The organism is Microbacterium sp. AK009 (assembly GCF_013410955.1).
Lineage (GTDB): Bacteria > Actinomycetota > Actinomycetes > Actinomycetales > Microbacteriaceae > Microbacterium.
The window spans coordinates 318,348-343,974 of record NZ_JACCCG010000001.1; the positions used below are offsets into that span (position 1 = coordinate 318,348).

At 64.5% G+C, this 25,627-nt stretch carries 19 protein-coding genes; 6 read left to right on the forward strand and 13 right to left on the reverse strand.

Features of this window, described 5'->3' with window-relative positions; all coding sequences use genetic code 11:
* Nucleotides 1-212 precede the first annotated feature (212 nt).
* Entirely contained in the window at nucleotides 213-947 is a 735-nt protein-coding gene (locus HDC37_RS01620) for a hypothetical protein (protein WP_179558640.1), read from the reverse strand.
* A gap of 311 nt (nucleotides 948-1,258) precedes the next feature.
* Between HDC37_RS01620 and HDC37_RS01625 the strand changes: the two genes are divergently transcribed.
* On the forward strand, nucleotides 1,259-3,499 hold the full coding sequence (locus HDC37_RS01625) for a hypothetical protein (RefSeq protein WP_179558641.1): 2,241 nt from the start codon (nucleotides 1,259-1,261) through the stop codon (nucleotides 3,497-3,499).
* Nucleotides 3,500-3,533: 34 nt separating this feature from the next.
* On the opposite strand, the gene HDC37_RS01630 is transcribed toward HDC37_RS01625, so the two are convergent.
* On the reverse strand, nucleotides 3,534-4,622 hold the full coding sequence (locus HDC37_RS01630; protein WP_179558642.1) for a LacI family DNA-binding transcriptional regulator: 1,089 nt from the start codon (nucleotides 4,620-4,622) through the stop codon (nucleotides 3,534-3,536).
* A 139-nt stretch (nucleotides 4,623-4,761) separates the two neighbouring features.
* Here HDC37_RS01630 and HDC37_RS01635 point away from each other — a divergent pair, with 139 nt between their 5' ends.
* From HDC37_RS01635 to HDC37_RS01650, 4 genes are all read left to right on the forward strand, one after another.
* Nucleotides 4,762-6,030, forward strand: a complete 1,269-nt coding sequence (locus tag HDC37_RS01635) for an extracellular solute-binding protein (RefSeq protein WP_179558643.1) — start codon at nucleotides 4,762-4,764, stop codon at nucleotides 6,028-6,030.
* 62 nt (nucleotides 6,031-6,092) lie between these two features.
* Entirely contained in the window at nucleotides 6,093-7,055 is a 963-nt protein-coding gene (locus HDC37_RS01640; protein WP_179558644.1) for a carbohydrate ABC transporter permease, read from the forward strand.
* Entirely contained in the window at nucleotides 7,055-7,936 is an 882-nt protein-coding gene (locus HDC37_RS01645) for a carbohydrate ABC transporter permease (protein WP_179558645.1), read from the forward strand. The genes HDC37_RS01640 and HDC37_RS01645 overlap by 1 nt, the downstream gene beginning before the upstream one ends.
* A gap of 21 nt (nucleotides 7,937-7,957) precedes the next feature.
* Nucleotides 7,958-9,874 (forward strand): beta-L-arabinofuranosidase domain-containing protein, encoded by a 1,917-nt coding sequence (locus HDC37_RS01650; RefSeq protein WP_308472048.1) that lies wholly within the window; start codon nucleotides 7,958-7,960, stop codon nucleotides 9,872-9,874.
* A gap of 18 nt (nucleotides 9,875-9,892) precedes the next feature.
* Here the strand turns inward: HDC37_RS01650 and HDC37_RS01655 are convergent, their stop codons facing one another.
* Nucleotides 9,893-10,225, reverse strand: coding sequence for a hypothetical protein (locus HDC37_RS01655; RefSeq protein ID WP_179558646.1), 333 nt, complete (start codon nucleotides 10,223-10,225; stop codon nucleotides 9,893-9,895).
* 411 nt (nucleotides 10,226-10,636) lie between these two features.
* Here HDC37_RS01655 and HDC37_RS01660 point away from each other — a divergent pair, with 411 nt between their 5' ends.
* Complete coding sequence (locus HDC37_RS01660; RefSeq protein ID WP_179558647.1) at nucleotides 10,637-11,788, forward strand: acyltransferase; 1,152 nt, start codon at nucleotides 10,637-10,639, stop codon at nucleotides 11,786-11,788.
* A gap of 609 nt (nucleotides 11,789-12,397) precedes the next feature.
* Here the strand turns inward: HDC37_RS01660 and HDC37_RS01665 are convergent.
* The 10 genes from HDC37_RS01665 to HDC37_RS01710 all read right to left on the reverse strand — a co-directional run bounded on the left by HDC37_RS01665 (nucleotide 12,398) and on the right by HDC37_RS01710 (nucleotide 25,491).
* Nucleotides 12,398-13,708, reverse strand: coding sequence for a UDP-glucose/GDP-mannose dehydrogenase family protein (locus HDC37_RS01665; protein ID WP_179558648.1), 1,311 nt, complete (start codon nucleotides 13,706-13,708; stop codon nucleotides 12,398-12,400).
* 256 nt (nucleotides 13,709-13,964) lie between these two features.
* On the reverse strand, nucleotides 13,965-15,356 hold the full coding sequence (locus tag HDC37_RS17000) for an O-antigen ligase (RefSeq protein WP_179558649.1): 1,392 nt from the start codon (nucleotides 15,354-15,356) through the stop codon (nucleotides 13,965-13,967).
* Nucleotides 15,353-16,459 carry a glycosyltransferase gene (locus HDC37_RS01675; RefSeq protein WP_179558650.1) on the reverse strand — a complete coding sequence of 369 codons (1,107 nt, stop codon included), beginning with the start codon at nucleotides 16,457-16,459 and terminating at the stop codon, nucleotides 15,353-15,355. Before HDC37_RS01675 ends, HDC37_RS17000 begins: the two co-directional genes overlap by 4 nt.
* A gap of 20 nt (nucleotides 16,460-16,479) precedes the next feature.
* Nucleotides 16,480-17,508, reverse strand: a complete 1,029-nt coding sequence (locus tag HDC37_RS17575; protein WP_374939129.1) for a glycosyltransferase family 4 protein — start codon at nucleotides 17,506-17,508, stop codon at nucleotides 16,480-16,482.
* A 14-nt stretch (nucleotides 17,509-17,522) separates the two neighbouring features.
* A complete protein-coding gene (locus tag HDC37_RS01685; RefSeq protein ID WP_179558652.1) occupies nucleotides 17,523-18,479 on the reverse strand; it encodes a glycosyltransferase in 957 nt (318 codons plus the stop codon).
* Nucleotides 18,480-18,510: 31 nt separating this feature from the next.
* Nucleotides 18,511-20,022, reverse strand: coding sequence for an oligosaccharide flippase family protein (locus tag HDC37_RS01690; RefSeq protein WP_218869260.1), 1,512 nt, complete (start codon nucleotides 20,020-20,022; stop codon nucleotides 18,511-18,513).
* The gene (locus tag HDC37_RS01695; RefSeq protein WP_179558654.1) at nucleotides 20,019-21,056 is read right to left on the reverse strand and encodes a polysaccharide pyruvyl transferase family protein; all 1,038 of its coding nucleotides are present in this window, start codon (nucleotides 21,054-21,056) and stop codon (nucleotides 20,019-20,021) included. Before HDC37_RS01695 ends, HDC37_RS01690 begins: the two co-directional genes overlap by 4 nt.
* A 43-nt stretch (nucleotides 21,057-21,099) precedes the next feature.
* Nucleotides 21,100-21,579 (reverse strand): glycosyltransferase, encoded by a 480-nt coding sequence (locus HDC37_RS17470; protein WP_179558655.1) that lies wholly within the window; start codon nucleotides 21,577-21,579, stop codon nucleotides 21,100-21,102.
* 479 nt (nucleotides 21,580-22,058) lie between these two features.
* Nucleotides 22,059-23,447: a sugar transferase gene (locus HDC37_RS01705; protein WP_306457529.1), complete on the reverse strand. Its 1,389-nt coding sequence runs from the start codon at nucleotides 23,445-23,447 to the stop codon at nucleotides 22,059-22,061.
* 385 nt (nucleotides 23,448-23,832) lie between these two features.
* Nucleotides 23,833-25,491 (reverse strand): ABC transporter ATP-binding protein, encoded by a 1,659-nt coding sequence (locus HDC37_RS01710; RefSeq protein WP_218869261.1) that lies wholly within the window; start codon nucleotides 25,489-25,491, stop codon nucleotides 23,833-23,835.
* Nucleotides 25,492-25,627 lie beyond the last annotated feature (136 nt).

Sequence of the window (25,627 nt, forward strand, 5' to 3'; positions counted from 1 at the left end):
GTTCTCGTCCGGAAGAGGCGAGAGGCGTCGCGTGATTGCACGGACCCTTCGCTCCGTGCGCCCAGAGATGAAATGGCGAGGCGCCCGAGCGCTCGATCCGGTGGCGTGCCCGATTCGCGAGAGACGCCGTGCGCCCGGGGGTGCCAAGCATCTTGCGACGAGGCCTGCGCTCGCGCCTTTGAGCGCGCGCGGGCGCTCCTCAGGGAGCCGGTTCATGGCCGCCGGTGTCGACGGCTCATCTGTGTGGCGGCGAGGACAAGACCACCCGTCAACGCGATCACGCCGATGAGCACGCCCGGCGTCGCGCCCGACGGGCCTGTCGCCGCGAGTGCTGTGGCCGAGGGACGCGGCGTCGGCAGGTTGCCGCCGGCACCCGCGCTGTCGACCGGTGAGGCCGATGTGGAAGGCGAAGGCGTTGCCGACTCGCTGGGTTCAGGCGACGATGCGGTCGGCGTCGGCGTCGGCGTGGGCGTGGTGGTCGTAGTGGGCGATGGTGACGGCTGTGGTGCGGCAGGTGCGACGACAAACGTGAAGGGTTCGACAAGGTCATCTAGCCCAAGGCAGTCGCCTCCGCAGACGACGCCGCCCCTGATGTACCGCGTGTAGGTTCCCGGAGGCAAGGTGGCGGATCTCTCGATCGTCCCTGGGCCGCTGACGGTGTAGTACTCCGGGTAACCCAGCCCGATGTACTCGTCTCCACTCAACAGGTACACGGAGATGATCGACTGCTCCACGCCCGAGACAAGCTCGTATGAGAATTCCAGCTCATATTCGCCGTTGGCGCCGACGGTCTGCTGTGGCTCGCTGGTCAAACGCACTTCGGCCTCGCCCAGCTGAGGGGCAGCGTGAGCGACGGTTGCTCCCGTGCCCGCCAGCAAGACCGCCAGAACAGTGGCGCCGAGTGTCAGTGCCCGCCGCCGTGGACGAGTCGAAATCGAAGTCTGCATTTTCTCCCCAGAGGTCTTCCGAAGGACGGGCGCCCGTGTGCGCCCATCGGCGCTGCGCGCTCGGACGTCCCAAGGCTAGAAGCGGCGCGATCGCGCCGGGGTTCGGATGCGTCCGGACTGATCACTTCCGACGCTCGAGTTCCTCTGGCGATCGACGCGCGACTGCCGCGTTGTGCTCCATCTCATCTGTCACCGACGAGGGGCGAACAGCCGACGACGCCGGATCGCGACTCCTCTGGTCACCGTGCGGGTATCACCAGACCTGCTCCCTCCTCTGATAGAGCGAAGGCCATCACCCGGCAGGAGACGCAATGACGCTCGAACTCCAGATCCGCGAATCCGTGATCTCGCACGCAATCGTCCAGTGGGTGCAAACCCGCCTGTTCACCCTGTGCGTCCCCACCCCGCTCCCGGTGATCGTCGACCATCTCGATACGGTCGGCGCAGTCGGATTCACGGTGAGGGATGACGGTGCCGTCGCCGCCTCACTCGCCGCGCGCATCTTCGTGGTGCTCGAACCCGACCTCCTCGTGAACCCGGGTCACCCCGCGTCCCAGCCCGCAACCGCCGACCTCACCGTCACGATCGGTCTCGGCATCCGCGATCGAGCCCTCGTCATCGTCGACGCAACCGCCGAACCCTCGGACAACCTCCCCGACGTGGTGAGAGACGCCGTCGTCCCGCTCCTGAACGACCTCCTCGACCCCCTTGAGGGGCAGCAGCTCTTCGACGTCGCCCCGATCATCACCGCCCTCGAGGCCGCGATCCCGAGCGCCGAGCCCGACCTCGCCCTGGCCGATGGCGTGCTCGCCCTCCGCTTCGGCGCCGACGGCCCCTTCACCCCGCAGCTCAGTGCGAGCCACGACTGGGGAGTCGTCCTCGACGTCGAACAGGCCCTCGGCCTCCTCCGCCGCCGCATCCCCGACCGCGTCCCGGTCACGATGCAGTGGCGACCCGACGGCGCCACCCCGACGATCGACGCCGGACTCTCCTTCAACGCCGAGGTCATCGGCCTCGAGATCGCCGGCATCACTGCGGTCGTCACGGCCCGGCCCACGTTCGTCGAACCCGCTACCCTTCGCCTCGCGGCATCCTGGGGACTCGACCTCACCGGAATCGCGAGCATTGCCGAACCCGCCGTTCGCCGATTCGTGCGCGGCGAAGTGCGGCGCATCTTCGCCGACGCCACCCACGATGGCGCCCAGTCGCTGTACTACGACATCCCGCTCCCGGTGCTCCCCGACATCCTCGGTTCCCTCCCCACCTGGGGCGGCATCGATTCGAGCCCAGCCGGGATGACGCTGGGCGGCCCCGTCCGCCCCGTCAAGCTCGCACCTCGAGAACTCCTCACCACCAGCGTGTACCGCTTCGGGCGCCCGATCTGGTGGGGGCGGTGCCGCGAGCGCGCTCAGGCAGGGAGCGGCAACCCGCCGCGCAGCTTCGCCGCGACCGATGCCGGCGTGCGCGTGCAGGCGGGTGTGACCTTCTTCGATGCCGGCGCACTCTGCGGCGTCACCCTTTACCCGCCGAGCGGTGACCTGGCGTCGCGTCTTTCGGCCGATGCGACGGGAGCGGGCTTCGACCTCACCGTCGGGCAGGGCCGGCGGATCACATCCGACGTGCGGATGCTCGTCCGCACCGCGCGCGGAGCGCGGGTCATCAACCTCGGCCGCCCGTCGATCCGCGAGAACGGCGACGGCACGCTCGACGTGCAGGTGAACTTCATCAACGACTGCCTGCACCTGTCGGGGGTATGGCTCAAGCTCGCCCTCGGCGAGGCGGTGAACCCCGAGGACTTCCGGCCGGGCCCGGTCGACGAGGAGGACTGGATCACGGTTCTGGGCGCCCGCCGCGGCTTCAACAGCCACATCGTGACGCTCGGCGGTCTCGACGCCGGCGAAGCCGTGACGGTGACCGCGCACGGCCTGCGGGTCACGGTCTTCGCCGACGAGGCCGGGCAGGCGGTGGTGCCCGCGTTCGTCGCGATCGGCGAGACGCTCCACGACGTCACGCTCGCGCGTGCGTCGCACCTGCCCCTGCCTGCCGAGATGAGCGTGGAGACGACCGAGTTCCATTGGCTTGCCGACGTGGGAGAAGCGGATGCCGCGGCCACACGCGCCATCGATGGCGCGGTGCTCATCGCGCGCGACCTCGCCGGCGAGGCGTTGCTCGACGAGTGGCAGCCCGACGGCGAGACGATGCTCCTTCGACGCGATGGCGGCGAGGTAGAGCTCAATCCTCAGCCGCTGCCGCCGGAACCGCCCGAGGCCGCGCGCCTCGCAGCCGCGGCAGGGCTTGACGACGTCGTCTCGGCCCAGGTCGTCCCCGGCTTCGATGCGCGTCTCGCCATCGTGCAGACGCAGGAAGGTCGCGGCGTGATCGTCGCCCCCGGCTCACGCGCGAACGTCGTCGGCGAGTGGGAGGGCCCGCTCATCGGCGTTCACGTCGAGGGAGGCTACGCGCTCGCACGCAGCGGCGGTGCGGTGCAGCTCTTCTCGGTCCGCCGGCCGGGGCGGGTCACGTTCCGCGACCGGATGCCCGTCACCGGTTGACCGCCCGCCCCGCACCGCGAACGCCCCACAACGCTCATGTGCTCTCCCGAGCCACCACCCTGCCGCGCACACGCCGAATCCCCGGCTCGACCGGCCCGGCCATCGAGGCGAACAGCAGCTCCGCCGCCTCCCGGCCGAGCTCCTTCAGGTTGAGGTCGACGCTGGTGAGCGTGGGGGACGCCCCCGACGTCATCGGCTCCCAGTTGTCGACGCCGATGATGCCAACGTCGCGTGGCACGTCCCGACCAAGGTCCTTCAGCGCATCCAGAGAGCCGCGTGCGATCTGGTCGCTTGCGCACACGATGCCGTCGATCTCGGGGTCGGCCTCGATGAGGCGCCGCGTCGCGGTCCGCCCCCACTGCTCCGACCACGAGCCGAACAACGGCCGGCCCAGCGAAAGCGCCAAACCCTCATCGCCCAGCCGCCGCTCGACGCCACGGGCGCGATCGGTCGCCGCTGTGTAATCGGGGTCGCCAGAGATATGCGCGATACGCCGGCGCCCGGCGGTGAGGAGGTGATCGGCGGCGAGCACCCCGGCCGTCTCGTCGTCAGGGATCACCGACACATCATCGGCCGACTCGCTCGGCGCATAGGCGTAGACGACAGGAACCGGGAGCGACTCCGGCAGCGGCACCCGCGGGTTCGTGCGGTACCCGACGACGATGATGCCGTCGACGTTCCGGCGCAGCAGCGCGTCGAGGTGGTACTTCTCGCGGATCGCGTCGCCGCGCGCGTCGCAGAGCAGCACCGAGACGCGCCCCGCCCCGAAGGCGTCCTCGGCTCCCATGAGGATCGGGAGGCTGAACCGGCCCTCGAGGTCGCCGGTGATCAGTCCCACGGTGCCCGTCTGGCCGGCGAGCAGGCTCCGTGCGGTCTCGTTCGGGGTGAACGACAGCAAATCTGCCGCCTCACGCACCCGGGCGCGCGTGGTCGCACTCACGTGCTGGCGGTCGTTCAACGCCTTCGACGCCGTCGCGACCGAGACCCCGGCGCGCTGAGCGACGTCGCGCAGCGTGGCGCGCTTCGCCCCGGCATCCGTCACTTCGCCTCCGATGTCATCCGCGAACCCCACCCGACCCCCACCCGACGCCCGCGCGGGCACCGCAGGGGGTTCAGAAATCATAGACCGATGTTTCCGAAACCCACCTGTTGACAGCGCGCAACACCCGGACATAACCTACAGAAATCCTTTTCGGAATGTTTCCGAACGTGCGACGTCCCCCGTCGCCCGCATCAATGAAGATCAGGAGCAGCACCCGAGCATGAACAGCGCATCTCGAGTCCAGGGTCGCATCCTCGTCGCGTCAGCAGCGGCGGTCGCCCTCACTCTCACCGGTTGCACCCCCAGCGCCCAGACCCCGTCCGGCGACGGCAGTGGCGACGGCGGCGGCGCCCAGACCCTCACGGTCTGGCACTACTTCAGCGACGACAACCAGGTCGCGATCCTCGACGAGTACAAGGCCATGTTCGAGGAGGCCAACCCCGACGTCACGGTCGAGAACGTCTTCGTCCCCTACGACCAGCTGAACCCGCGCCTGATCTCCTCGGCGGCCTCGAGCACCGGGCCCGACGTGGTCGTGTTCAACGGCGCCGACATGAGCACCCTCGCCCTCGGCAACGCACTCGCACCGCTCGATGACTACTGGGCCGACTTCGCCGACGCCGATCAGTTCCCCGAGTCGGTCATCCACTCGCTCGACGACACGGTGTACGCCGTGCAGGGCTACGTCAACCTCCTGGGCCTCTGGTACAACGCCGACGTGCTGGGCGAGATCGGCGTCGAGCCGCCGACGACGATCGAAGAATTGGATGCCGCCCTGACGGCCGCCGTCGATGCGGGACAGGGGGGTATCACCCTCTCGGGCCTGCCCAACTCGCAGGGTGAGTGGCAGGCCTACCCGTGGCTGTCGTCGTTCGGCTTCACCTACGACGACCCGCAGCGCGAGCCCCTCGTCGAGGCGTTCTCGATGATCCAGCGGTGGACCGAGTCGGGCGCCCTCACCCGCGAGGCCTCCACGTGGGACCAGACCGTTCCCTTCCAGACCTTCGCGGCCGGCGGCCACGCCTTCGCCGAGAACGGCAACTGGCAGATGGGCACCGCCGAGTCGACCGCCGAGTTCTCGTACGGCGTCGTTCCGCTGCCGATCGGTGCCGAGGGCGGTGTCTACCTCGGTGGTGAGGGCCAGGCCATCGGCGCCTTCAGCGAGCAGCCCGACCTCGCATGGGACTACCTCGAGGCGACCTACTACAGCGAAGAGGGCGGCGTCATCGCCGCGGAGCTCGTCGGCAGCATCCCGGCCCGCTCCGACGCGGCAGGCTCCGAAGCCGTCACCGGCAACGACCTGATGGCGCCCTTCGCCGACTCGATCGCGTCGAACGGCACGAACTACCCCGCCGGCGTCATTCCTCCCGAGTCGGTCGCCGACGTCCAGCTCGCCGTCGGGCAGGCATGGAGCGCCGTCATCAGTGGACAGCTGACCCCCGACGCCGCCGCCGACCAGGTGCTCGCGGCCCTCGAGGGCCTGCTCTGACCGCCGGCTGACCCGAGGGTCAGCCCAAGCCCGCCCCCAGCCCCGTCGAACCGAGGAGTCCCGTGTCGAACCTGACCACCGCGCCGCACGCCGGCGCACCCTCCGTCCGACGGGGTGGGGGCGGGCGCACCCCCGCCCGTCGCCGCCGCGTCACCGGCGCCGGCGGTCACCGTCACCTCTTCTTCATCCTTCCCGCCGCCCTCTTCCTCCTCGTCTTCGCGGTCTACCCGGTCGTGCAGCTGGTGCGCATGAGCCTCAGCGATGTGCGGGTCGACAACCTCGGCGCCGACTGGCAGTTCGTCGGCCTCGAGAACGTCATCCGCAACTTCGGCGACGGCGCGTTCGGCGGCGTCATCATCAACACCGTCGTCTTCGTCGCGATCGTGACGGTGCTCGGTCTCGTCGGCGGTCTCGCCGCCGCCATCCTTCTTGCCCCGACAGGAAAGTGGCCGGGCCTCATCCTCGCGCTCCTCGTCTTCGTGTGGGCGCTTCCCCCGGTGGTGAACGGCAGTGTCTGGAAGTTCCTCCTCGGAACGCAGGGGCTCTTCAACACGATCCTCACCGACCTCGGGCTCGCGTCGACCGCGGTGCCGTTCCTCTTCGACGACCGGCTGGCGCTGGTGTCGGTGGCCCTGGTCAACTCCTGGGTCGTCATCCCCTTCAACGCCCTGGTCTACCGGGCGGCGATCATCGGCATCCCCGGCGAGCTCTTCGAAGCCTCGCGCGTCGACGGCGCTTCGCGCTGGCAGGAGATCCGCCACGTGATCATCCCGTCCGTGCGCTCGACGACCATGATCCTGACGGTGCTGACCGTGGTCTACGGCTTCCGGTCGTTCGACTTCATCTACGTGATGACTTTCGGCGGCCCGGGCACGGCGACCACCACCCTGCCCTTCCTCGGGTACCTGCAGGCCTTCGTCCGCTTCGACTTCGGCTTGGGCGCCAGCACGGCGCTGATCGCGGTGCTGATGGTCCTCGTCCTCGCGGTGATCTACGCCCGCAACGTCCGGCAGGAGGAGAAGTGATGTCGACCGTCACCGCAACCCGTACCCTCACGACCGACTCCTCGCGCCCCAGGCGCGCGCCCCGCAAGCTCTTCGCCAGCCCCGTCGCGGGTGCGCTGCGCATCGTGCTCTTCCTCATGTACGCCGTGCCGCTGCTGTGGATCGTGCTCACGTCGCTGAAGTCGCCGTCGGATGTCATCGGGTCGCAGTCATCCCTGCTGTTCCGGCCCACCATCGACGCCTATGTCGCGGCGCTGTCGAACGCCGGCCTCTTCACGGCCATGCAACAGTCGTTCGTCATCGCCGCGGGGACGACGCTGCTCACCCTGGCGATCGCCATCCCGGCGGGTTACGGACTCGCCCGCGTCAACTCGGCGGTGACGACGATCCTCCTCGGTGCGCTCATCGTCTTCCAGATGCTGCCCCAGACCGCCAACGTCATTCCGCTGTTCCAGATCTTCGGACAGTGGGGGCTGCTCGACACCAACCTCGGCCTCATCATCGGCGACACCGCGCTGCTCACGCCGTTCGCGATCCTGCTCATGCGGCCGTTCTTCCGCGCCGTGCCGGTCGCCCTCGAAGAGGCGGCGATGCTCGACGGCGCCTCCAGCATCCGGGTCTTCCGCTCGGTCATGCTGCCGCTCGCACGCAACGGAATCGCCACGACCGGAACACTCGTCTTCCTGCTCGCGTGGGGTGAGTTCCTCTACGCGGTGAACTTTTTCCTCAGCCCCGTCAACTATCCGCTGAGCGCGCTGCTGGCGGCGCAGGTCTCGGCGTTCGGCATCAACTGGCCGGGCCTCATGGCGCTCGCGGTCATCACGTCGGTGCCCATCCTCATCCTCTTCTTCTTCACCTACCGGCTCCTGCGCGAGGGACTCACCCTCGGCGCTGTCAAGTAATCGTCTCGAAAGGTTCGCACCGTGAGCGACGCCCTCCTGCAGTACCCCCATGCCACCACCCCGGTCGACGGACCGGTGAGTCCGAGCCGCGGAACGCTCTCACCGATCGGGGTGACCGGCGTGCGGATCGACGGCGGTTTCTGGGGACGGATGCAAGAGCTGAACGGATCCGCGATCATCCGCCACTGCTACGCATGGATGGACCGGCTCGGCTGGATCGACAACTTCGTCGCCGCGGTCGAGGGGCGTCTGCCGCAGGATCGCACCGGCCGGGAGTTCAGCGACTCCGACGTGTACAAGCTGCTCGAGGCGATGGCGTGGGAGATGGCCCGAGCGGATGACGCGGAACTCGCCTCCCTCTATGACGGCGTGGTGGCGAAGATCGTCGCCGCGCAGGAGGCCGACGGCTACCTGAACACCCGGTTCGGTCGCCCGGGGCAGGAGCCGCGCTACTCCGACCTCGAGTGGGGGCACGAGCTCTACTGCTACGGGCACCTGATGCAGGCTGCCGTGGCCCGCATGCGGACGCACGGTGAGGACGACCTCGTCCGCGTCGCGCGCCGCGCCGCCGACCACGTCTGTGAGGTGTTCGGGCCGGGCGGCATCGAGGCTGTGTGCGGCCACGCCGAGGTCGAGACGGCCCTGGCCGAGTTCGCCCGCGCGACCGGCGAGGCGCGCTACCTCGAGCAGGCGCGCCTGTTCGTCGAGCGCCGCGGCACCGGCACCCTCGCCGACATCGAGTTCGGCCGGGAGTACTACCAGGACGACGTGCCGGTGCGCGACGCCGACGTTCTGCGCGGCCACGCGGTGCGCGCGATGTATCTCGCCGCCGGCGCGATCGATGTCGCTGTCGAACTCGAGGACGACGAGCTGCTGCACGCCGTAGAGCGGCAGCTCGATCGCACCGTCGCACGCCGCACCTACCTCACCGGTGGCATCGGCGCCCATCACGAGGGGGAGTCGTTCGGCGCGGACTGGGAGCTGCCGTCGGAGCGGGCGTACAGCGAGACCTGCGCGTCGGTGGGATCGATGATGACCTACCACCGGATGATGCTCGCGACGGGGGAGGCGCGCTACGCCGACCTGGTCGAGCGGAACCTCTTCAACGTGGTGGCGGCCTCACCGGCCGAAGACGGACGCTCCTTCTTCTATACGAACACGCTGCACCGCCGCGCCCCCGGCACGGTGCCGGCCACCGATGAGGTGAGTCCGCGCGCCGCGGCGAGCATGCGTGCGCCGTGGTTCGCGGTGTCGTGCTGCCCACCCAACGTCGCGCGCACGCTCGCGTCACTCGGAAGCTACGTGGCCGCGACCGATGAGAGCGCGCTCTATGTCGCGCACTACGCCACGGGGCAGGTGACCGCCACGCTCGCGGGTGGGAGCATCACCGTCGACGTCGAGACGGCGTACCCCCACGACGGGCGGATCACCGTGAGGGTGACGGCCGCGCCCGAGGGAGGAGCTGACCTCATGCTGCGGGTGCCGGCGTGGTCGGAGTCGAGAGCGACGTTGACGACGCGCGGGACGTCTGAGCCGGTGGCGGTCGGCTGGGCTCGGGCCGAGTCGGTGCAGGTCGGCGACGAGGTCGTTCTCGACCTGCCGATGGCACCGCGGGTGGTGTCTCCCGATCCGCGTATCGACGCGCTTCGCGGGCAGGTCGCCGTCGAGCGTGGACCGCTGGTGCTTTGTCTCGAGCGCTCCGCGGATGCCGACTACAGCGCGGAGGAACTCCGTGTCACGGGCGATCCGATCGACACAGAGGAGGGCGTTGTCCTCCCCGTGGTGCCGGTCGGGTTCGACGATAGGCCGTGGCCGTTCGGTGCGCCCGCGGCGCAGCCGCTCGGCGAACCGATCATGGTCGCGTTGGTCCCGTACCACCGGTGGGGCAACCACGGTCCGTCGACGATGCGGGTGTGGATGCCGGTGGCGGCAGGCTAGCTGCGAACACGCTGGCCGTCAGGTCAGGCTTTCTTTCGCGCTACGAATGGCGGGACTGGCATCGGTGGCGGCCTCCTTTTCGAGTCCGGACCGCTCCAAGACTCCCACTGGCTTGCGCGCCTCGGTGCCCGCCACGGCTTCAACAGTCACAGCGTCATCCTCGACGCCGTGACCACAGGGCGACCCGAGGCGGCGCGGCTCGCCGTCGCCGACCTGGACGAAGTCGTCCCCGCCCGGGTCATCTCTTGCTTCGACGCGCATCTCGCGGTCGCTCAAACGACCGAACGCCGCGGCGTGATCGTCGCGCCCGGCTCGCGCGCTCGGCATCAGCGAGTAGGACGGTTTGCTCAAGGGCGTTATGGTGCAGAGCGGTGACGCGCTCGCGCGCGGCGGGGCGCGGTGAAGACCCGCCAGGCGCTTGTATCAGGTTCAGCCGAGCCGCTGAGATCCCGTCTTGGGGAGCAGCACGCCAATGTTGGGAACTCGGGCGGTCCGGTCATCGATGCGAACTCGGAGGAGCTCGTTGGCACCGTTCAAGAGGTGTCGAGCGGCCGAAGGACTAATTGCCCCCAGCACCGAGCTACGCGATTTGGCAGTTGTAGCTGCACAGCCACGCTCCAGCGTCACCGTGATGGTCGTCGATATGGGTCTGCTTCTCGCCTTCATCGCAGAACTGGCGGCGGTTTCACATGGCACGACAATCCTTGACGCCAACGCAGGTATCGGCCAGACGCGATAGTCGGGTGCAGATACGATGCATTCGTGTCGGGTGCCACTACTTTCGCGCGTGAAGCGCGCTCAGCTCTCGCGAGCAGCACGGACTTGATCGTTGGTCGCGACGGTCGACGACCGTGGCTAGATGTCGTCCGCGGCGTGGCTGTCGGTCTTGTCCTGCTTCGGCACGCATGGCCCACCGTTTTCCCTGCAGCGGGCATCGTCGGAGTGACGATGTTTTTTGCTCTTAGCGGCTACCTGATCACAGGCCTTCTAATCCGCGATCTTGATGCGCGAGGAAAAATACAGTGGGGACGTTTCTATGCGCACCGCCTCCTCCGTCTATATCCCGCCCTTCTCCTCCTAGTCGCGATGTTCGGTCTAATGGAGGTCCTCTGGGATCCGATCGGGTCGCGCGACCAGCTCGGCGCAAGTATCCTGATCGCACTCTCATACACCGCTGACCTCCCTTTTGCGCACGACCTGAGCGCCTCGATCTCTCACCTGTGGTCGCTTGCAGTCGAGGAACAGTTCTACCTTGTTTGGCCTGCGCTCCTATTGCTCGGATACGTCCGCTTAGCACGTCGACACCTGACCGTCTATCTGCTAACCCTGGCCGGGATCTTCACCGCCGTGTGCTGGACGAGTGCCGTGATGTTGCGGCCGGCCGACATCTATCAGTTGCCAACCACGTGGGTGTCCGCGATGGCCATTGGTGGTGCAGCGTTCCTGGCCCGTGAGCAACTCATGAACATGTCGCGGCCGACGTACGGCGCGCTGGGTGCGCTCGTCCTCGCCGCGCTCTGCTTCTACCCCAACGCGAAGGACTCAAGCCTTGCATACTTCATCCTGCCGACCGCAATAGCCGCCGCAACCATCGCCGTGATTATCGCGACCGAACGCCTAGGTCTCCCCGCTGGTCGGGCGCTCTCCATCCCCCTGCGCGCTCTGGCTGGCCTGGGGGTGATCTCGTACGGCGTGTACCTGTGGAACCTGCCGATCGTCGTGTGGTGGCGCGAAGCCAGCGGGCTCGGCGGAGTTTGGTACGCGGCGACGATTCCCCTTTCGATCGCCGCCGCGCTGGTCAGCTGGTACACCGTTGAAGCGCTTGGCCGTCGCGGACGACGACTCTTCGACCAGCAGTCAGATCGTGCGCGTGAACTTCAGGCCCGACAGCCGGGCGTTGCACCCGGTCGCTGACGGGTTCTTCGACGCCACGCGAACACGGACGGACCGGGCGCCCCTGGCGACGTTGACGCCGGTGGCAGTGGCCCGCAAGCGCGCCGCGATGGACGCATGGCCTTCGATCTGGGCCGTCGTGTCGATCGACCGGAGGGCCACGGCTGTGGTCGCGCTGCAGCAGCGTATCGACGGCGTACGCCCGGCTGGCGATGGCCGCCGAGGCAGTCGGAGCTGAGACCCATCTCTTTCGACAGGCGCGTGCCACCGTTGGTAGTCATACTGTGGCGGGTGTTGGTGACGATGGCTGAGTGGAACACGCCGTCGCGCGCAGGGTCGGAGCAGCTGACGCCACATCCGAAGTTTGAGCTGGCCCGGTCGTCGATGAGGCTGGCGATCCATTCCCCTAACAGGCCACCAATAACGTCAGTCCACTACACACCTCCGCGACTGGGAATCAGCGCCGTGGTGATGCGGTAGCGCCGGTGCAGACTAGGCGTCGCCCAGCAGCCGCGGTCAGAGCTGAAGGTATCGCCATCGAATCGTCCGCTGTGTCGTTGCCGACAGCTTCGAACTGTTGTGGTGTGACCGCTGAAACGAACGCACTCGTGGCAACCCCAACCGTGGGATCTAAGGTCTGCCCATCCCGAAGTACTCCCAATCCGCCGCCCGCCAAGCTCCTGCGTCGAGGCAGTTTCGGCCGTCGACGACGACCTTTCCCCGCACCAACGACCCAGCGTGCTGCGGATCCAACTCACGCCGGTACTCGTCCCACTCCGTCACCACGATGACCGCGTCCGCCTCGCGTAGCGCCTCGTCGCGATCCTCGACGTAATTCAACTGCGGGTGCACTCGCTGCGCGTTCGCAATCGCTGCGGGGTCGGTGATCGTGACCCACGCGCCTAGGCCGTGCAGCCTCACCGCAACGTCCAGCGCCGGCGAGTCGCGGATATCGTCACTGTGCGGCTTGAACGCCGCGCCCAGCACGGTGATGTTCTTCTTGAACACCGACCCGCCGAGAGCTTCGACCACGAGCTGTGCGGCGCGATCCCGGCGACGCAGATTAATCTCGTCGACCTGGCGTAAGAAGGCCACCGACTCCCCGCGCCCGAGCTCTTCCGCACGGGCCGAAAAGGCACGAATGTCCTTCGGCAGGCACCCGCCGCCAAATCCGATGCCAGCGCCCAGGAACCGACGCCCGATTCGCGCATCGTGCCCGATCGCGTCGGCCAGTTGGGTGACGTCCGCACCGGTGACCTCGGCGATCTCCGCCATGGCGTTGATGAACGAGATTTTAGTCGCGAGGAAAGCATTGGCCGCCACCTTCACCAGCTCGGCCGTGGCGTAATCGGTAACGATGAACGGCGTGCCCTTCGCCACTGACGGGTGATAGACCTCGCGAAGAACGGATGCCGCGGTCTCGCCCTCTTCACCAGCAGGAACGCCAGCGACGAGGCGATCCGGGTCGATCGTGTCCTGTACCGCCCAGCCCTCGCGGAGGAACTCAGGGTTCCACACCAGCGTCGCCCCCGTCGCCGTCACGCGTGGTGCAAGCCCGGCCGCGGTTCCCACTGGCACCGTCGACTTGCCTGCCACGATTTCGCCCTCGGCGAGGTAGGGGAGCAGTTCATCGACGGCGGCGTTCACGTAGGTCAAGTCAGCGGCGTATCCATCCTTGACCTGCGGGGTCCCCACGCCGACGAAGTGAACCTTGGCGCCCCTAGCCGCGGACATGTCGGTCGTAAATCGAAGATTTCCCGAAGCGATGCCGTCCGCGAGGATCTCCTGCAGTCCGGGCTCGAAGAAGGGTGCCTCCCCCTTCGACAGCGACGCGATCTTCCGGGGATCGACATCGATGCCGACCACCTCGTGGCCGATCGACGCCATCGCGGCTGCATGAACAGCTCCCAAGTATCCGCAGCCGATAACGGACAGACGCATTAGCGCTCCTTCGAGAGTGTGAGCAGAGGGTGGGGCCTGTCCTTCCTAGCAGATGTATGTTTCACTTTCGAACTGGCATTCACCCATCCGTGTCAGCGTCCAGCGCCAACAAGGGCTTGTTCCTGAAGCGGAGTACTTACGACTGACTCAGGCCGACCGAGCAACCGCGGCGCGCCGTATCCGCGGAATCTGCCGATGGATGTCCCCGCGCCGTGACGGCACAAAACTGCTGCGGCCCCTCTCTCCTTGAGGCGGTTCAGCCCTCTTGAGTGTCCGCGACCGAGCGCGCACTCATCCGCCCTCGCGGCGCGCGACGCTTCGTCCGAACGTTTGTATGGATTCGACTGATCGCGAGGGCATCGTCCCGGCCTCTGACTCGCAGCTCTGCGAGGACGAGACCGGAGGCGAGGATCAGGCCAACGACCGCAGAACCATTCGGATCGAACGGCGTCGGAGAGCCAGCGCTGATGACAGCGACCGCTCCCGCTATCGCAATCGCCGCACCGCTGGGCGCTCGCAGGCATGGGTCGAAGAGAGCTGAAACCATGCCTCGGGCAGAAAGGAAGAACGCTACTGCAAGAGCGAGGCTTCCTACGATACCGAGCTTGACCAGCGCCCAAAGATAACTGTTATGGATGTAGGTCAGCCCGTACGAGTCTCTGAAGATCTCACCAAAGAGGTACGTGCGATAGGGCGATCCTAGCCCTGAGCCGGTGATGAAGTGATTTGAAACATAAGAGAGTGCTGCTTCGGCTTCACGATCTCTCCATCGAGCGCTGGCGTCCAGTGCGATGGCCTCGGGTGTAAGCCCATTCAGTACCCTGCCGGAAAAGGCCTCAAAGGACGCAGCGATCGACCGCCAGATGTTGAGATGGAACGACTCCGACGCCAAGAAGAGCGTAAGCAGGACCAGTGCAGTTGCCCCGAGAACTGTCAGCACGGTGCGGAGCACGGCGACCCGGTTCGGACCTAGAAGCAATAGGAGCAGCGGCCCGATGAGCATCACTAGGAATAGGCTTCGCGAGTAGCCAGTAACCGCCACAAGTGGGCCGCAGGCGACCAGCAAGCTCAACTGCCAGCGTTTGAAACCAGGTAGAGGTAGGTTTGATGAAGCGGCTATTGCAGCCACGCTCATAATCGCCAAGAACTCGCTGCTGGGAAGCGAGACTCTCGTTTGCTCGCTGAGCGAGCTGAAGTTGCCCGCCCAGAGGTTGGCTGTTTCGGTTCGGAGTGAAAACAGGTCAAGACCTGAAAGTGTCAGCAGGAGAGCGCCGAGTGAGAAGACAGCGATACATGTCGCGATGCGAAACATGAATGCTATTGATCGTCGGGCGCCAAGTCGGTCGACCACTGCAATAGCAATAGATATTGTTGCCGCCACCCGCAGCAAAGGTCGCGCGTCCCCAAGAAGGCGGCCGATGTCTGGGACACCCTGGAGAAGTCCAACGACTGACCAGCCGATCGTTACTACGACGAGTAGCCCGACCGCCCAGGCCGCTGACCTACCGAATCGAAGAACCCGTCCGTAGAGTCCCGTTATGATTGCCACTGCGAATATGTCAGTCGGCAGACCCGCGACTCCGTCCAGTACCGCTGGCATCGGGGCCACGCACAGGAAGAGAAATACGCCCGCGACAACTCGGATCACGATGGGAGCCGTTCGACTGCTCTGTAGTAGGAGGTCGCTACATTCGGCCACCCAAAATGTCGGTCGGCGATGGAATACCCCTCGAGTGTCGCACGCTGACGCTCGGCCTGATTGGACACAAGTTGCGCGAATTTGATCGCAAGCTCGATGTGGTCGTTTGAATTCAGGATCGCGCCGATTCCTGCTCGTTCGATGATCTCAGCAGGCCCGGTCCCGCTGAAACTGACAGGCACGGCTCCGGCGGCGAGGCCCTCGATGAGCGTACGGCCGAACGCCTCCTCGTCTGACGCATTCACCACATAGTCTACGTCCGCAAGAATCTCGAATACGTTGTCCACCCGTTCGATATGCAAGAGCTCGCCGCCGCTGGCTTCGATCTGCGATCGCACACGCATTCCCACGTTATCTTCATGCACATCACCGATGACTAACCCCAACATTCGCGTCCCACGCGCGTTCACTTCTCGAATGACGCTGCAAAAGAGGTCGACGCGCTTGTAACTCCGGACCTCACCTAGGATCGCAGCGCGAATCGGATGCTCGCTATCGCTGGAGCGCCTATCGGCGATTGGAACCGGCAAGCTCGTTCCCCTCGGAACAACGCTCGATTTTCGACCGACCAGCCCGGTCTTCTCGAGCGTGAAACGGGAGGGTGCGACCGCCGAGTAAGAGATCCATCCTGCGAAGCGATTGAGTACTCGGCCAAGTTTCCCGGCGAAGACATCGTGCATATCGAGCACCGCTCGTGCTCGCGTACCGAGGCAGCCTAGGGCAACCTCGAGATTGCGCCAGGTTTCGAAGGAAACAATATAGTCAAAATCGCGCGTCCATCCTCGGACGGTCCTGGATGCGCGAGCTGTGGCCGCGGCCTCAGCGGCAATCTGCCGCAATCCCGTTGCGCGAAGGCCTCCCCGCGACTGGGCCGGGTGCTGCTGCAGGGACACGTCCAGGAAGCGGATCTCCAGGCCGGTTCTGCGCGAGTACCCCCTTAGAGGAGAGTCAATGGGACAGGCGATCGTGGCTTCAAATCCGTTTGCTGATGCGTGCTGAACGAGTCCGAGTAGAGATCGTTCAGCGCCCCAAACGGCGCGGGCATCAGTCACGAATAGGATTTTCTTCCCTGTCACGACTCGCACCCCTCGATCGCCGACAGAAGGGACTTGCTCAGGGTTCTGTGATTGTGATGCTGATGAACTTTGTCTCGTCCGTTCGTGCCTAGCTGTGCGAGATCACCCGGTGAAGCCAGTGCGTCGAGCACTGTTTGCGCGATCGCATTCGCATCCCCGACGGGGACCACGAACCCGTCTACCTGGTCTCGCACGTAGTCAAGCACCCCAGGAGTGTCTGAAACTACGGGTACCGCCCCACATGCCATCGCTTCCAACGCCGCTGTCATGCCGGAAAAGTGAAGATTGTATACGGTGGGAAGGACGACCACCGAAGCTCGCTGGTACATATCGCGAAGCTCGGGATGAGGCACGCGGTCTATTCGCCTGACTCCGTCGGGCACTGGCAAATTCGAGTTCGTCTGTACGACGATCTCGGCCAGTGGGTCGTATCGAGCCACGAGTTCCATGGCTTCGTACAAAGTGGCGGTGTCCCGATCGCGATCATTGCCGAAACTGACGATCAATTTTCGGGGAGGCGAGCCCGCAGTTGGAAGTTGGAAGAAGTCGGTGTCTATGCCAAAGCGGACCAATCTCACGGGTATGTCTGATCCGAGAAGGTCGCGGGCGACCTCTAGCTGTCCGCTGCTAAGAACCCAGGCACCCGAGATGCCCCTGAGAAGCCTGTTGCGGATGCGAACTCGGCGCGACTTAGGTGCTCGTGCTACATCGTCTGTTAGCCATATCAAGCCAGTCCAATGAGCGCCCGGTTCCCGCTGTGCTGTGATCAGTTTTAGAGCATTGCGTTCGTCCCAAGTCAGGTGGACAGGACTATCGGACCGGAGACGAGGTGGGGAGGTTAGTAGAAGTTGAGCTGCGCGCAGCCGACGTCGCATCGACCAATCGTCAAGATATCCGACCGACAACTCCCCAATCCGTTCGTCGTCTGCCAAACGATCCAGGCCGTACAGCCATCGACCGGGAACCTCGCCCGCGGCGTGGCGAGCCTCCCATTCGTCGGCCTGGCGGGGACTCGAATAGTGCATCACATAGTCGACCGTCACGGTGAGATGACCTCCGCGCCACGGACGACCCGCAAAATCTGTCGGATTGCGATCGCCTGGTCGTCGAGCCGAGCATGCAGTATCCGCCTTGAGGCCTCCCGCCTCGCAGGTCGCTCCGCGATCGTAGCCTCGACGGCGGATGCGATCTCGTCAGCGGACCCCGGATCAACGAACTCTCCAGCTGAAGCGATGAATTCGCGCAGGCACTCGAAATCGGAGGTCACTTGAGGAACACCGAACATCAACGCTTCGTAACCGGCGCGCTGCATCGTGTGATCCCGGGTGGTGAGGGCGAGAACGACCGACGCATCGCGGAAGAGCGCGACAAGTTCGGTATTCGACACGTAGCCTGTGAACTGTACGTTCGCCGATGCGCTTTGGATCACTGAGGCCGGCGCCTTACCGGTCAACTTCCAGGTCACCTCCGGCGTCATTTTCGCGGCCTCGAGTATGGCTTCAATCGGTTCATCGTTCGCATAGCTGACGGGGCACAGTACGTAAAGCTCGTCAGGCTTGACGACGGTAGCCGGGATTCTGTCCTCGAGCGGATCGTGCGCCACGACCGAACTCACTTGAGCAGCAGTGAGGATGTCCGCGAGGTGAGCGTTAGTCACGATCCCCGTGGAACCACGCAAGAGCCAGAGACCGAGTCTGCGGAACCGAGTCCATTTTGGATCATAGAAGAACCCGGTGTGCAGGTCCGCGACGAGCCTCGTTCTGTGGAAAAGCGACCACGCCCTGGTGACCATTAAAAGCGGAGTGGGCGGAAGCATCAGCAGCACAGCGCTCGGCCGAGTGCTTTGCAAAACTCTCCACGTCTTCAGGCTTTGATGAAGATAGCGTCGCGCAGCCGAAAGGTTCCTGTCGACGGCCACAAATTCGGGAGGGACGCCGAGCGTTTTTGCCAAGTCACGAGTGCGGCCATTGTCTTCGGCCCAAGAGATGAACAACATGCGAGTGTGGGAAGATGCTGGCGCTGGGGGATTAGGCCCTCTGGCGGACTGCGAAACCTTCATTTCCGTGATCCTTTCTGACTAGCCTCGTGGCATAAAGCGCGAAGGACAGGAATACTGACAGAGCGGCGATCAGCCATGACGTGATCGGAGCAGGATTCGTTTGCCTAAAGCTCATTTCGAAGATGAGAATGGGTGCTATTGCGACGAGGAGTAGCACCGAGGTGCGCGTCAAGGCAGCGGCAACAATCTGTCCTGGCCGCACAGAGAGCACTCTGGATGCGCGCCATACGTATACGGGCTCGAGAACCAGTAGTGGGATAGCTATAGCAAGTGCCATCCCAAGCACTCCAAGAGGATAGGTTGCCAAGACGCCCGCAGTGACAGTCAATATAAGCCAGGCCAGGTGAATCGGGAGGAATACTCCAGGCTTACCGATCGCGTTCACTGCCGTGATAGCGGGAAGATGAACTGAGTTCACCAGGACGCTCCCGAGTAACACTTGTAGCGCCAGGGTGAGCTGAGGGGTCGCCGCATCAGGTCCGAGCCACAGGCCAAGGAAAGAGGGGGATAGGTAGATCGCCGCTGGGAGTGCACACGCGACCGCCCCAGCCGCAAGCCCAGTCATTCCGAGGTAAACACGCCTCGCCGAGTGTTCGTCGGTTGCAAAGAGAAGTGACAATCTGGGCATGTATGGATCGATGACCCATTGTAGGCACTGGCGCAAGACGCCGTAGACCCGGAAAATGGCGTTCCAATAACTGACTGCCGCGGGCCCCACTGTGAGCCCGATTATTACCGACCCGCTCTGCATGACGGCGCTCCCGACCACGTTCACGCTAAATGCCGGAATGCTGAATCGAAGCTGCTCGCGCATCGTCATCCGCGACGCGGCACTCAACTTGAAGCCCGAGAGCTTACGTGCGCTGACGATGATCGCTGAAAGGATCCCCGGGAGGATCAATGCCGAGGCTTCAACTGCCGCGATCAAGACGACATTTGGGCTGAAGGCAATCACCAGTGCTGTGCCGACGACTCGATAGCCGACCGCGACCAGCTGCAACCCGCGTTCAAGGGACCAATACCCGAGTCCCTGGAGCGCGTTCCCGAACGGGCGGAAAGCAAGAAATCCTAGTGTCGCCGTTCCGATACCAACGAGGGCTGTCGCCTCCTGTTCGCTCACAACGCTGGCAGATCCGGAGGCTGCCAACAATGCCAATGCGATCGGAACGTACGCAGCGGCGGCCACGACACTGACGGCGACGTTCCACACGACCGCGCTCGACAGTGTTCGAGTCGCAATCGTTGGGTCGAGGTGTCGAGCAACCGCCGTGAACTTCACAACGGCCGACCCCATTCCCAGATCCGCCTGGAACAGGAAGACCATCATGGCGGAAAGCATGAGCCAAACGCCGTACGGTGCTGCTCCTAGTGCGGAAAGCACGAACGGCAGCAGGACGATTCCCGCTGTCATGCTCGCGAGCCCGAGTGCGCCTCCAGAAGCAACCGAAGCGAGGATAGAGCCAGAGCGCGAGCCGGTCATGATCTAGACCGGATCGCGAGAATCGTCTCGCGCGCCTCGGTCTCATCCGCTACTAGATATGTATCGGGAAAGTTGTGAGTTGTGGCTTCAAATACGCCGCGAATTTTGCCGTACGTGTTGTCCAGAATCACCGTGGGCTTCCCTAGCAGCCCAGCAAGGATATGGCCATGCAGCCGATCGGTCACAACGAGAGACGCCCTTCCGACGGCCGCGACTCCATTTGCAACGTTCATGCGCCTCATTCGGGCGTAGCCGAGTTCCACGAACGGATCGAGCAGATGCGTCGCGGGGGCACCGAGAGACCGCAGTCCACGCTGGAACCTGCGAGGCCCTCTCGAAAGGCGCCAGGAACGCGGCCTACTCGAGCGGTCCCCCCAGTCGCGGACGACCGCGTCGATACCGAGAGACTCGGTCGAGAGGTCGAAAGCGCGCTCTTGATCAGCTCGCGCGAGCACCAGCGGCCTGTCGCCGTCCGACATCGACCGTGTCGGTGCCTCTAATCCAAGGGCCATGTCGGCCATGAACTCGACCTGAACGCCAGCGAACTTCTCTGAAGCCAGATCAAACGATGGTGCGTCGCGGACAAGCAGAACAAAATCGGGGTGACCGTGAATAGCTGCTGCCGTCTTGTGCAACACACTGCTGTCATTGAATTTGATGGTTTGTGGTAGTTGTATGACCCTATGGTGCCTGACCTCATCTATGACTCGCAGTCGGAAATCATGAAAAGTGGGCCAGAGGTCTCCAAAGTTCCCACCCCCGTGAAGTAGGATCACGGTTTCGGAAGGAAGCTTCCTGACGTCACGAACATCCCACCTGTCGTGGTCTGCTTGGTAAATTACTTGCGCACCAATTTGTGAAAGGTAGTTCAGTTCACCCTGCCAGATGAGGCTATCCCCAACATTCATATGAGTGGGAATATCAATCAGCGCAACGGGGCTATCTCCGATCAGTGATTTTAGTCGGCCACGGGTCTCCGTTCGGATCCCAGAGAGCCAAGCGGTCGTCGAGTCGCCGTCAATCTCAGTGTTCACGCATTCCCTTTTCCGACAGACTTCTTCGCTGGCGCCCGCTCGTTCACCGAGCGAGCACGCGCATGCGCGCGGCGTGTTCGACCAGACCTGGCGTGACCTCGTGGGGTTCAGCGACTACGCCAACCCCGGTGCGCTCGATGAGCGCCGCTGCCTGTAACTGGTGATCGTCCACGTGTTCGCCTCTTGCTCTCCTGCGGGCAACCACGATGGGGAACTTGCCTGCGTTTAAGAGAGCGAGAATTGATCCAACCCCCGCGTGGGTGACGACGACATCAGCTTCGGCAACTGCTTCATCGAAGGCCGCAGAGCTCATCTGCTCGAAGACCTTGCCGGGAAGGCCAGCGCGGGAAGTGACGCCAAGTTGCCACACTGTCGAATCGGTCGCCACGCCGGATGAGAGGACTCCCTCGACGAGGGCGTCGAATCGGTATGGCCTGATTGTTCCCAACGTCACGAACACCCTAAGGGCATGCTCCGGAGCTTCACTCGCGAAAGCATCGAACTCGTCCAGCACTGAGGGCACGGCCTTCCATCGACCTCGTGCCCAGCCCGGGTGTTGGCACTCCAAAGCAACCAGATGGCTGAGTGCGAGGATACGGCCGGAGAGTGAGGGGCCATCCGTTCGCGACACGCTCTCGATGTATCGTGCCGGAATGCCGTGCCGTCTGGCCGTTGGCAACGCCGCCACTGCAAGCGCGGCACCGGTCGAGACGGCTTCTTCGAACTGTTCTCCGCGAATTGCATCGCCGATTATTCTTGACGCGGTCAAGGCTGCCCGCCAGTCCCTGGGTGCTATGTATGGAACAGTGACAACGCGCCTTTCCCGGAGAAGACCGCGGGATTGCGGGGTGTCGAAGGTAACCCAAAGTGAGTCACTCGACGCACCCAACCTTTTTTCCAGCCTGTGAAGCTGCGCGAGGTGCCCTCCTGTAGAAGCGGCAAGGAGCAGCTTCCGGCGCGACGAGCTACCGTCAGCTTCACTCAGTCGGTCCTGTGACTCGGTCAATGCGCAGTCTCTCCTGGTGCAATTGCGGCCTTCGCAGTCTTAGCCAGAATTGCCACGTCGCCCAGCAGGGACCAATTCTCCACGTATGACAGGTCGAGTCGGACGGTGTCCTCCCAGGAAAGGCTAGACCGGCCGCTGACCTGCCAAAGTCCTGTGATGCCCGGCTTGACCAGAAAGCGTCGATGAACGTGTTGAGCGTATTGTGCGACTTCGCGCGCTAGCGGTGGCCGGGGGCCGACTAGCGACATCGAGCCTCCAAGCACGTTGAATAGTTGCGGAAGTTCGTCCAGGCTGTATCTCCGCATGACACGACCAACAGTTGTAACCCGTGGGTCGTTCTTCATTTTGAAAAGGACTTCGTTCCCGGCGTCGCGTTCGCGCGTTGTCAACTGGTTCAGAAGCTCCTCAGCGTTCTCAACCATTGACCGGAACTTCAGCATCGTGAACACCCGTCCGTGGTATCCGACGCGCTCTTGACGAAAGAGTATGGGGCCCTCGCTGCTCAAGCGCACCGCGAGGGCGAGCCCTAGAAACAGAGGACTGATGAGTGCGATCCCGAGGAGGGCCCCTCCCAGGTCCATGAGGCGCTTGATGATGCGTTGTCCTGAGCTGAAACGCGGAGTCTCCACATGCACGAGCGGCAGGCCCGCGACAGGACGCATGTGCATTCGCGGGCCTGCGACATCCAGGATGCTCGGGGCGAGAACGAGGTGTTGCTTGCCGGTCTCCAGTCCCCACGAGATCTCCTTGACCTTTGACGGTGGGAGGTCGTCGGTGCTGGTGATCGCCACGGTGTCTGCGCCCGTCGCAGCGATCGCACGATCAACTGCATTGACATTTGCCATAACGGGGATCGTCGTCCCCGCGATAGTGCTCGCGACTCGTCCCTCGGGAACACATGCACCAACGACCACATACCCTGCGGTCGGAGTCCTCCCCAGCTCGCGGGCGACCTGTGCGACAGACTCTTCCGACCCCACCAGGAGAACCCGCGCGCTGTACCCACCACCCTGGCGATGAGCGTTGAGCCACTGTCTCCACAGCCACCGAGTGGCGACGAGCATGAGAATCCCGAGTGGCAGTGAGATGAGGAGGTACCCACGAGCTACGTCGATCCGAGTGAGGAAGGCAAGGATCGCAATAGCGCCGAAAAGACGAAGGCTCGCGTCCGCTACACGCACATACTCCGTCATCCCGTGACCGGTGATGCGGTAATTGCGAGAGTCGATGAGGTTGAGCGCGATCATCCAGGCGATGACCAGCAAGCCTGAGAATGTCCAATAAGAGAACTCTGTAATGCGGCTGTCCTGCCGCATTGAGACCTGCGCGTTTCCGAACCCGAACCACAGCAGCTGTGTGCCGTAGACCGACCACACCAAAGCCAACAGATCAGTCAGCCATAGTCGGCGGGAGTATCTTTTGCGCCAGTCCTTCGGCGAAGGGGTCCTCGGAGGCTTCAGTCCGGTGGAGAGTAGGAGAGATCCGCCGTCTCCCGGCGAATCCGGACCCGGTGTGTGCGAGGTGGTGGTTGTCATATCAAGCGACGTCGTTGTCGAGTTGGTCTCAACGTGTGACGTCACTCATGCCCTTTCCCCCCAGATCAACGCTTTCCCCGCATGAACGATAGCAAAGCTGATGTGTCGTGCTGGTTACCGGGTCGCTAGAAGTCAACAGCGGATCGACGGGCCGCGTGGTGCACCGTGTCGACCGCGAACGCGCAGGCATCCGATGTCGGCATCCGCGAGATGGCTCGCCGCTACATCCCCACACTCAGCCGGCGAGCACCAACCGGCCACGGTCCGCCCGAGTGAGTGGGGGGATGGAGTCGAGAAGAGTGCGGGTGTACTCGTGCTGCGGCCGATCGAAGATCTGGTCGACATCGCCGGTCTCGACGCACTCCCCGCGGTACATCACCAGTACGCGGTGGGCAAGGTTTCGTACGACCGAAAGGTCGTGCGAGATGAACAGGATGCTGACCCCGAGCCGCTCCTGGAGCTCGACGAGAAGGTCGACGACCTGCGCCTGGATCGTCACGTCGAGCGCCGATACCGGTTCGTCGCAGACGAGGATGTCGGGGTCGCGCATAAGCGAACGAGCGATTCCTATCCGCTGACGCTGCCCCCCGGAGAACTGGTGAGGGAAGCGGTACATCATGTCGGATTTCATGCCGACCAGTTCCAGCAGCTCCGCCACCCGGTCGCGGCGGTCGCCGGCTTTGCCGGTGCGCGACGCGGCTAGAGGTTCGGCAACGATATCCTTCACCCGCATGCGCGGGTCGAGGGAGGCGTAGGGGTCTTGGAAGACCATCTGAATGCCCGGCTGCGACGGGCGACGCCGCCCACGGCTGCGCCGCGTGATGTCGGCCCCGCGATAGGTCACGCTGCCCTCATCGACGCTTTCAAGCCCCACGATCATCCGCGCGAGCGTCGACTTTCCGCTCCCCGACTCGCCGACGATGCCGAGGGTCTCGCCGCGACGAAGCACGAGGTCGACGCCGTCGACGGCGTTGACGGTGCGACGCGCGAGAACGGGCCCGGTACGGAAAGTGCGGCGCACCCCTTCCACCTCGAGCACGGTCTCGCTGCCCGTTCCCGAATTGAGCACGCGCGCGGGTGCGGGATGTGGCGCCGAGTCGAGCAGCTGACGGGTGTAGAGCTCGCGGGGTGAGGTGAAGACGTCGTCGGCGTCACCGGCTTCGACCACCTCGCCGTGTCGCATGACGACCACGCGGTCCGCTACCTCCGTGACCACCCCGATGTCGTGCGTGATGAGAAGAACTCCCATGTTCAACTGGCGCCGGAGCCGATGCAGCAGGCGGAGGATCTGCGCCTGCACGGTCACGTCCAGCGCAGTGGTCGGCTCATCGGCGATCAGAAGCTCGGGCTCCAGGGCGATGGCCATGGCGATGAGAATTCTCTGACGCATCCCGCCAGAGAACTGGTGCGGGTAATCGTCGACCCGCGAGGCGGGGGACGAGATGCCGACCAGATCGAGCAGCTCGATCGCCTTCGCGCGTGCTTGCCGTCTCGTGGTCTTGCGGTGAACGCGAACCACCTCGCCGATCTGATCGCCGATGGTGAGCACCGGGTTCAGCGCGGAGAGTGCGTCTTGCAGCACCATGCTCATGCGCACGCCCCGGAGCCGTCGCATCCCCTCCTCATCCAACGCACGAAGGTCGACGTCGCCCAGTCTCAGCTCATCGGCGGTCACCACGGCAGCCGAATCCTGGATGCCCATGATTGCTCGGGCAGTGACGGTCTTGCCCGACCCGGACTCACCGAGCAGGGCCACCAGCTCGCCGGGCTTGACGTCGAGGTCGACCCCGTCGACGGCAGGAGTAACTGTCCCCTCAGATCGGAACCCGATGCGGAGCCCTCGTACTCGGAGCACGGGCTGGGGGGCGTCATCGATGTGCACGAGACCATTCATAGCGCAAAAGCTCCGAGATTGTGTCGGTTCTGAGGGTGACATGCCGAATAAGCTCAAAAAGCTTGACAGATGTGCCGGATACGCGCCAGAGTCATCCATCATCCCCCGATTGCCGATCCCGGCGTGCGTGGGGGTG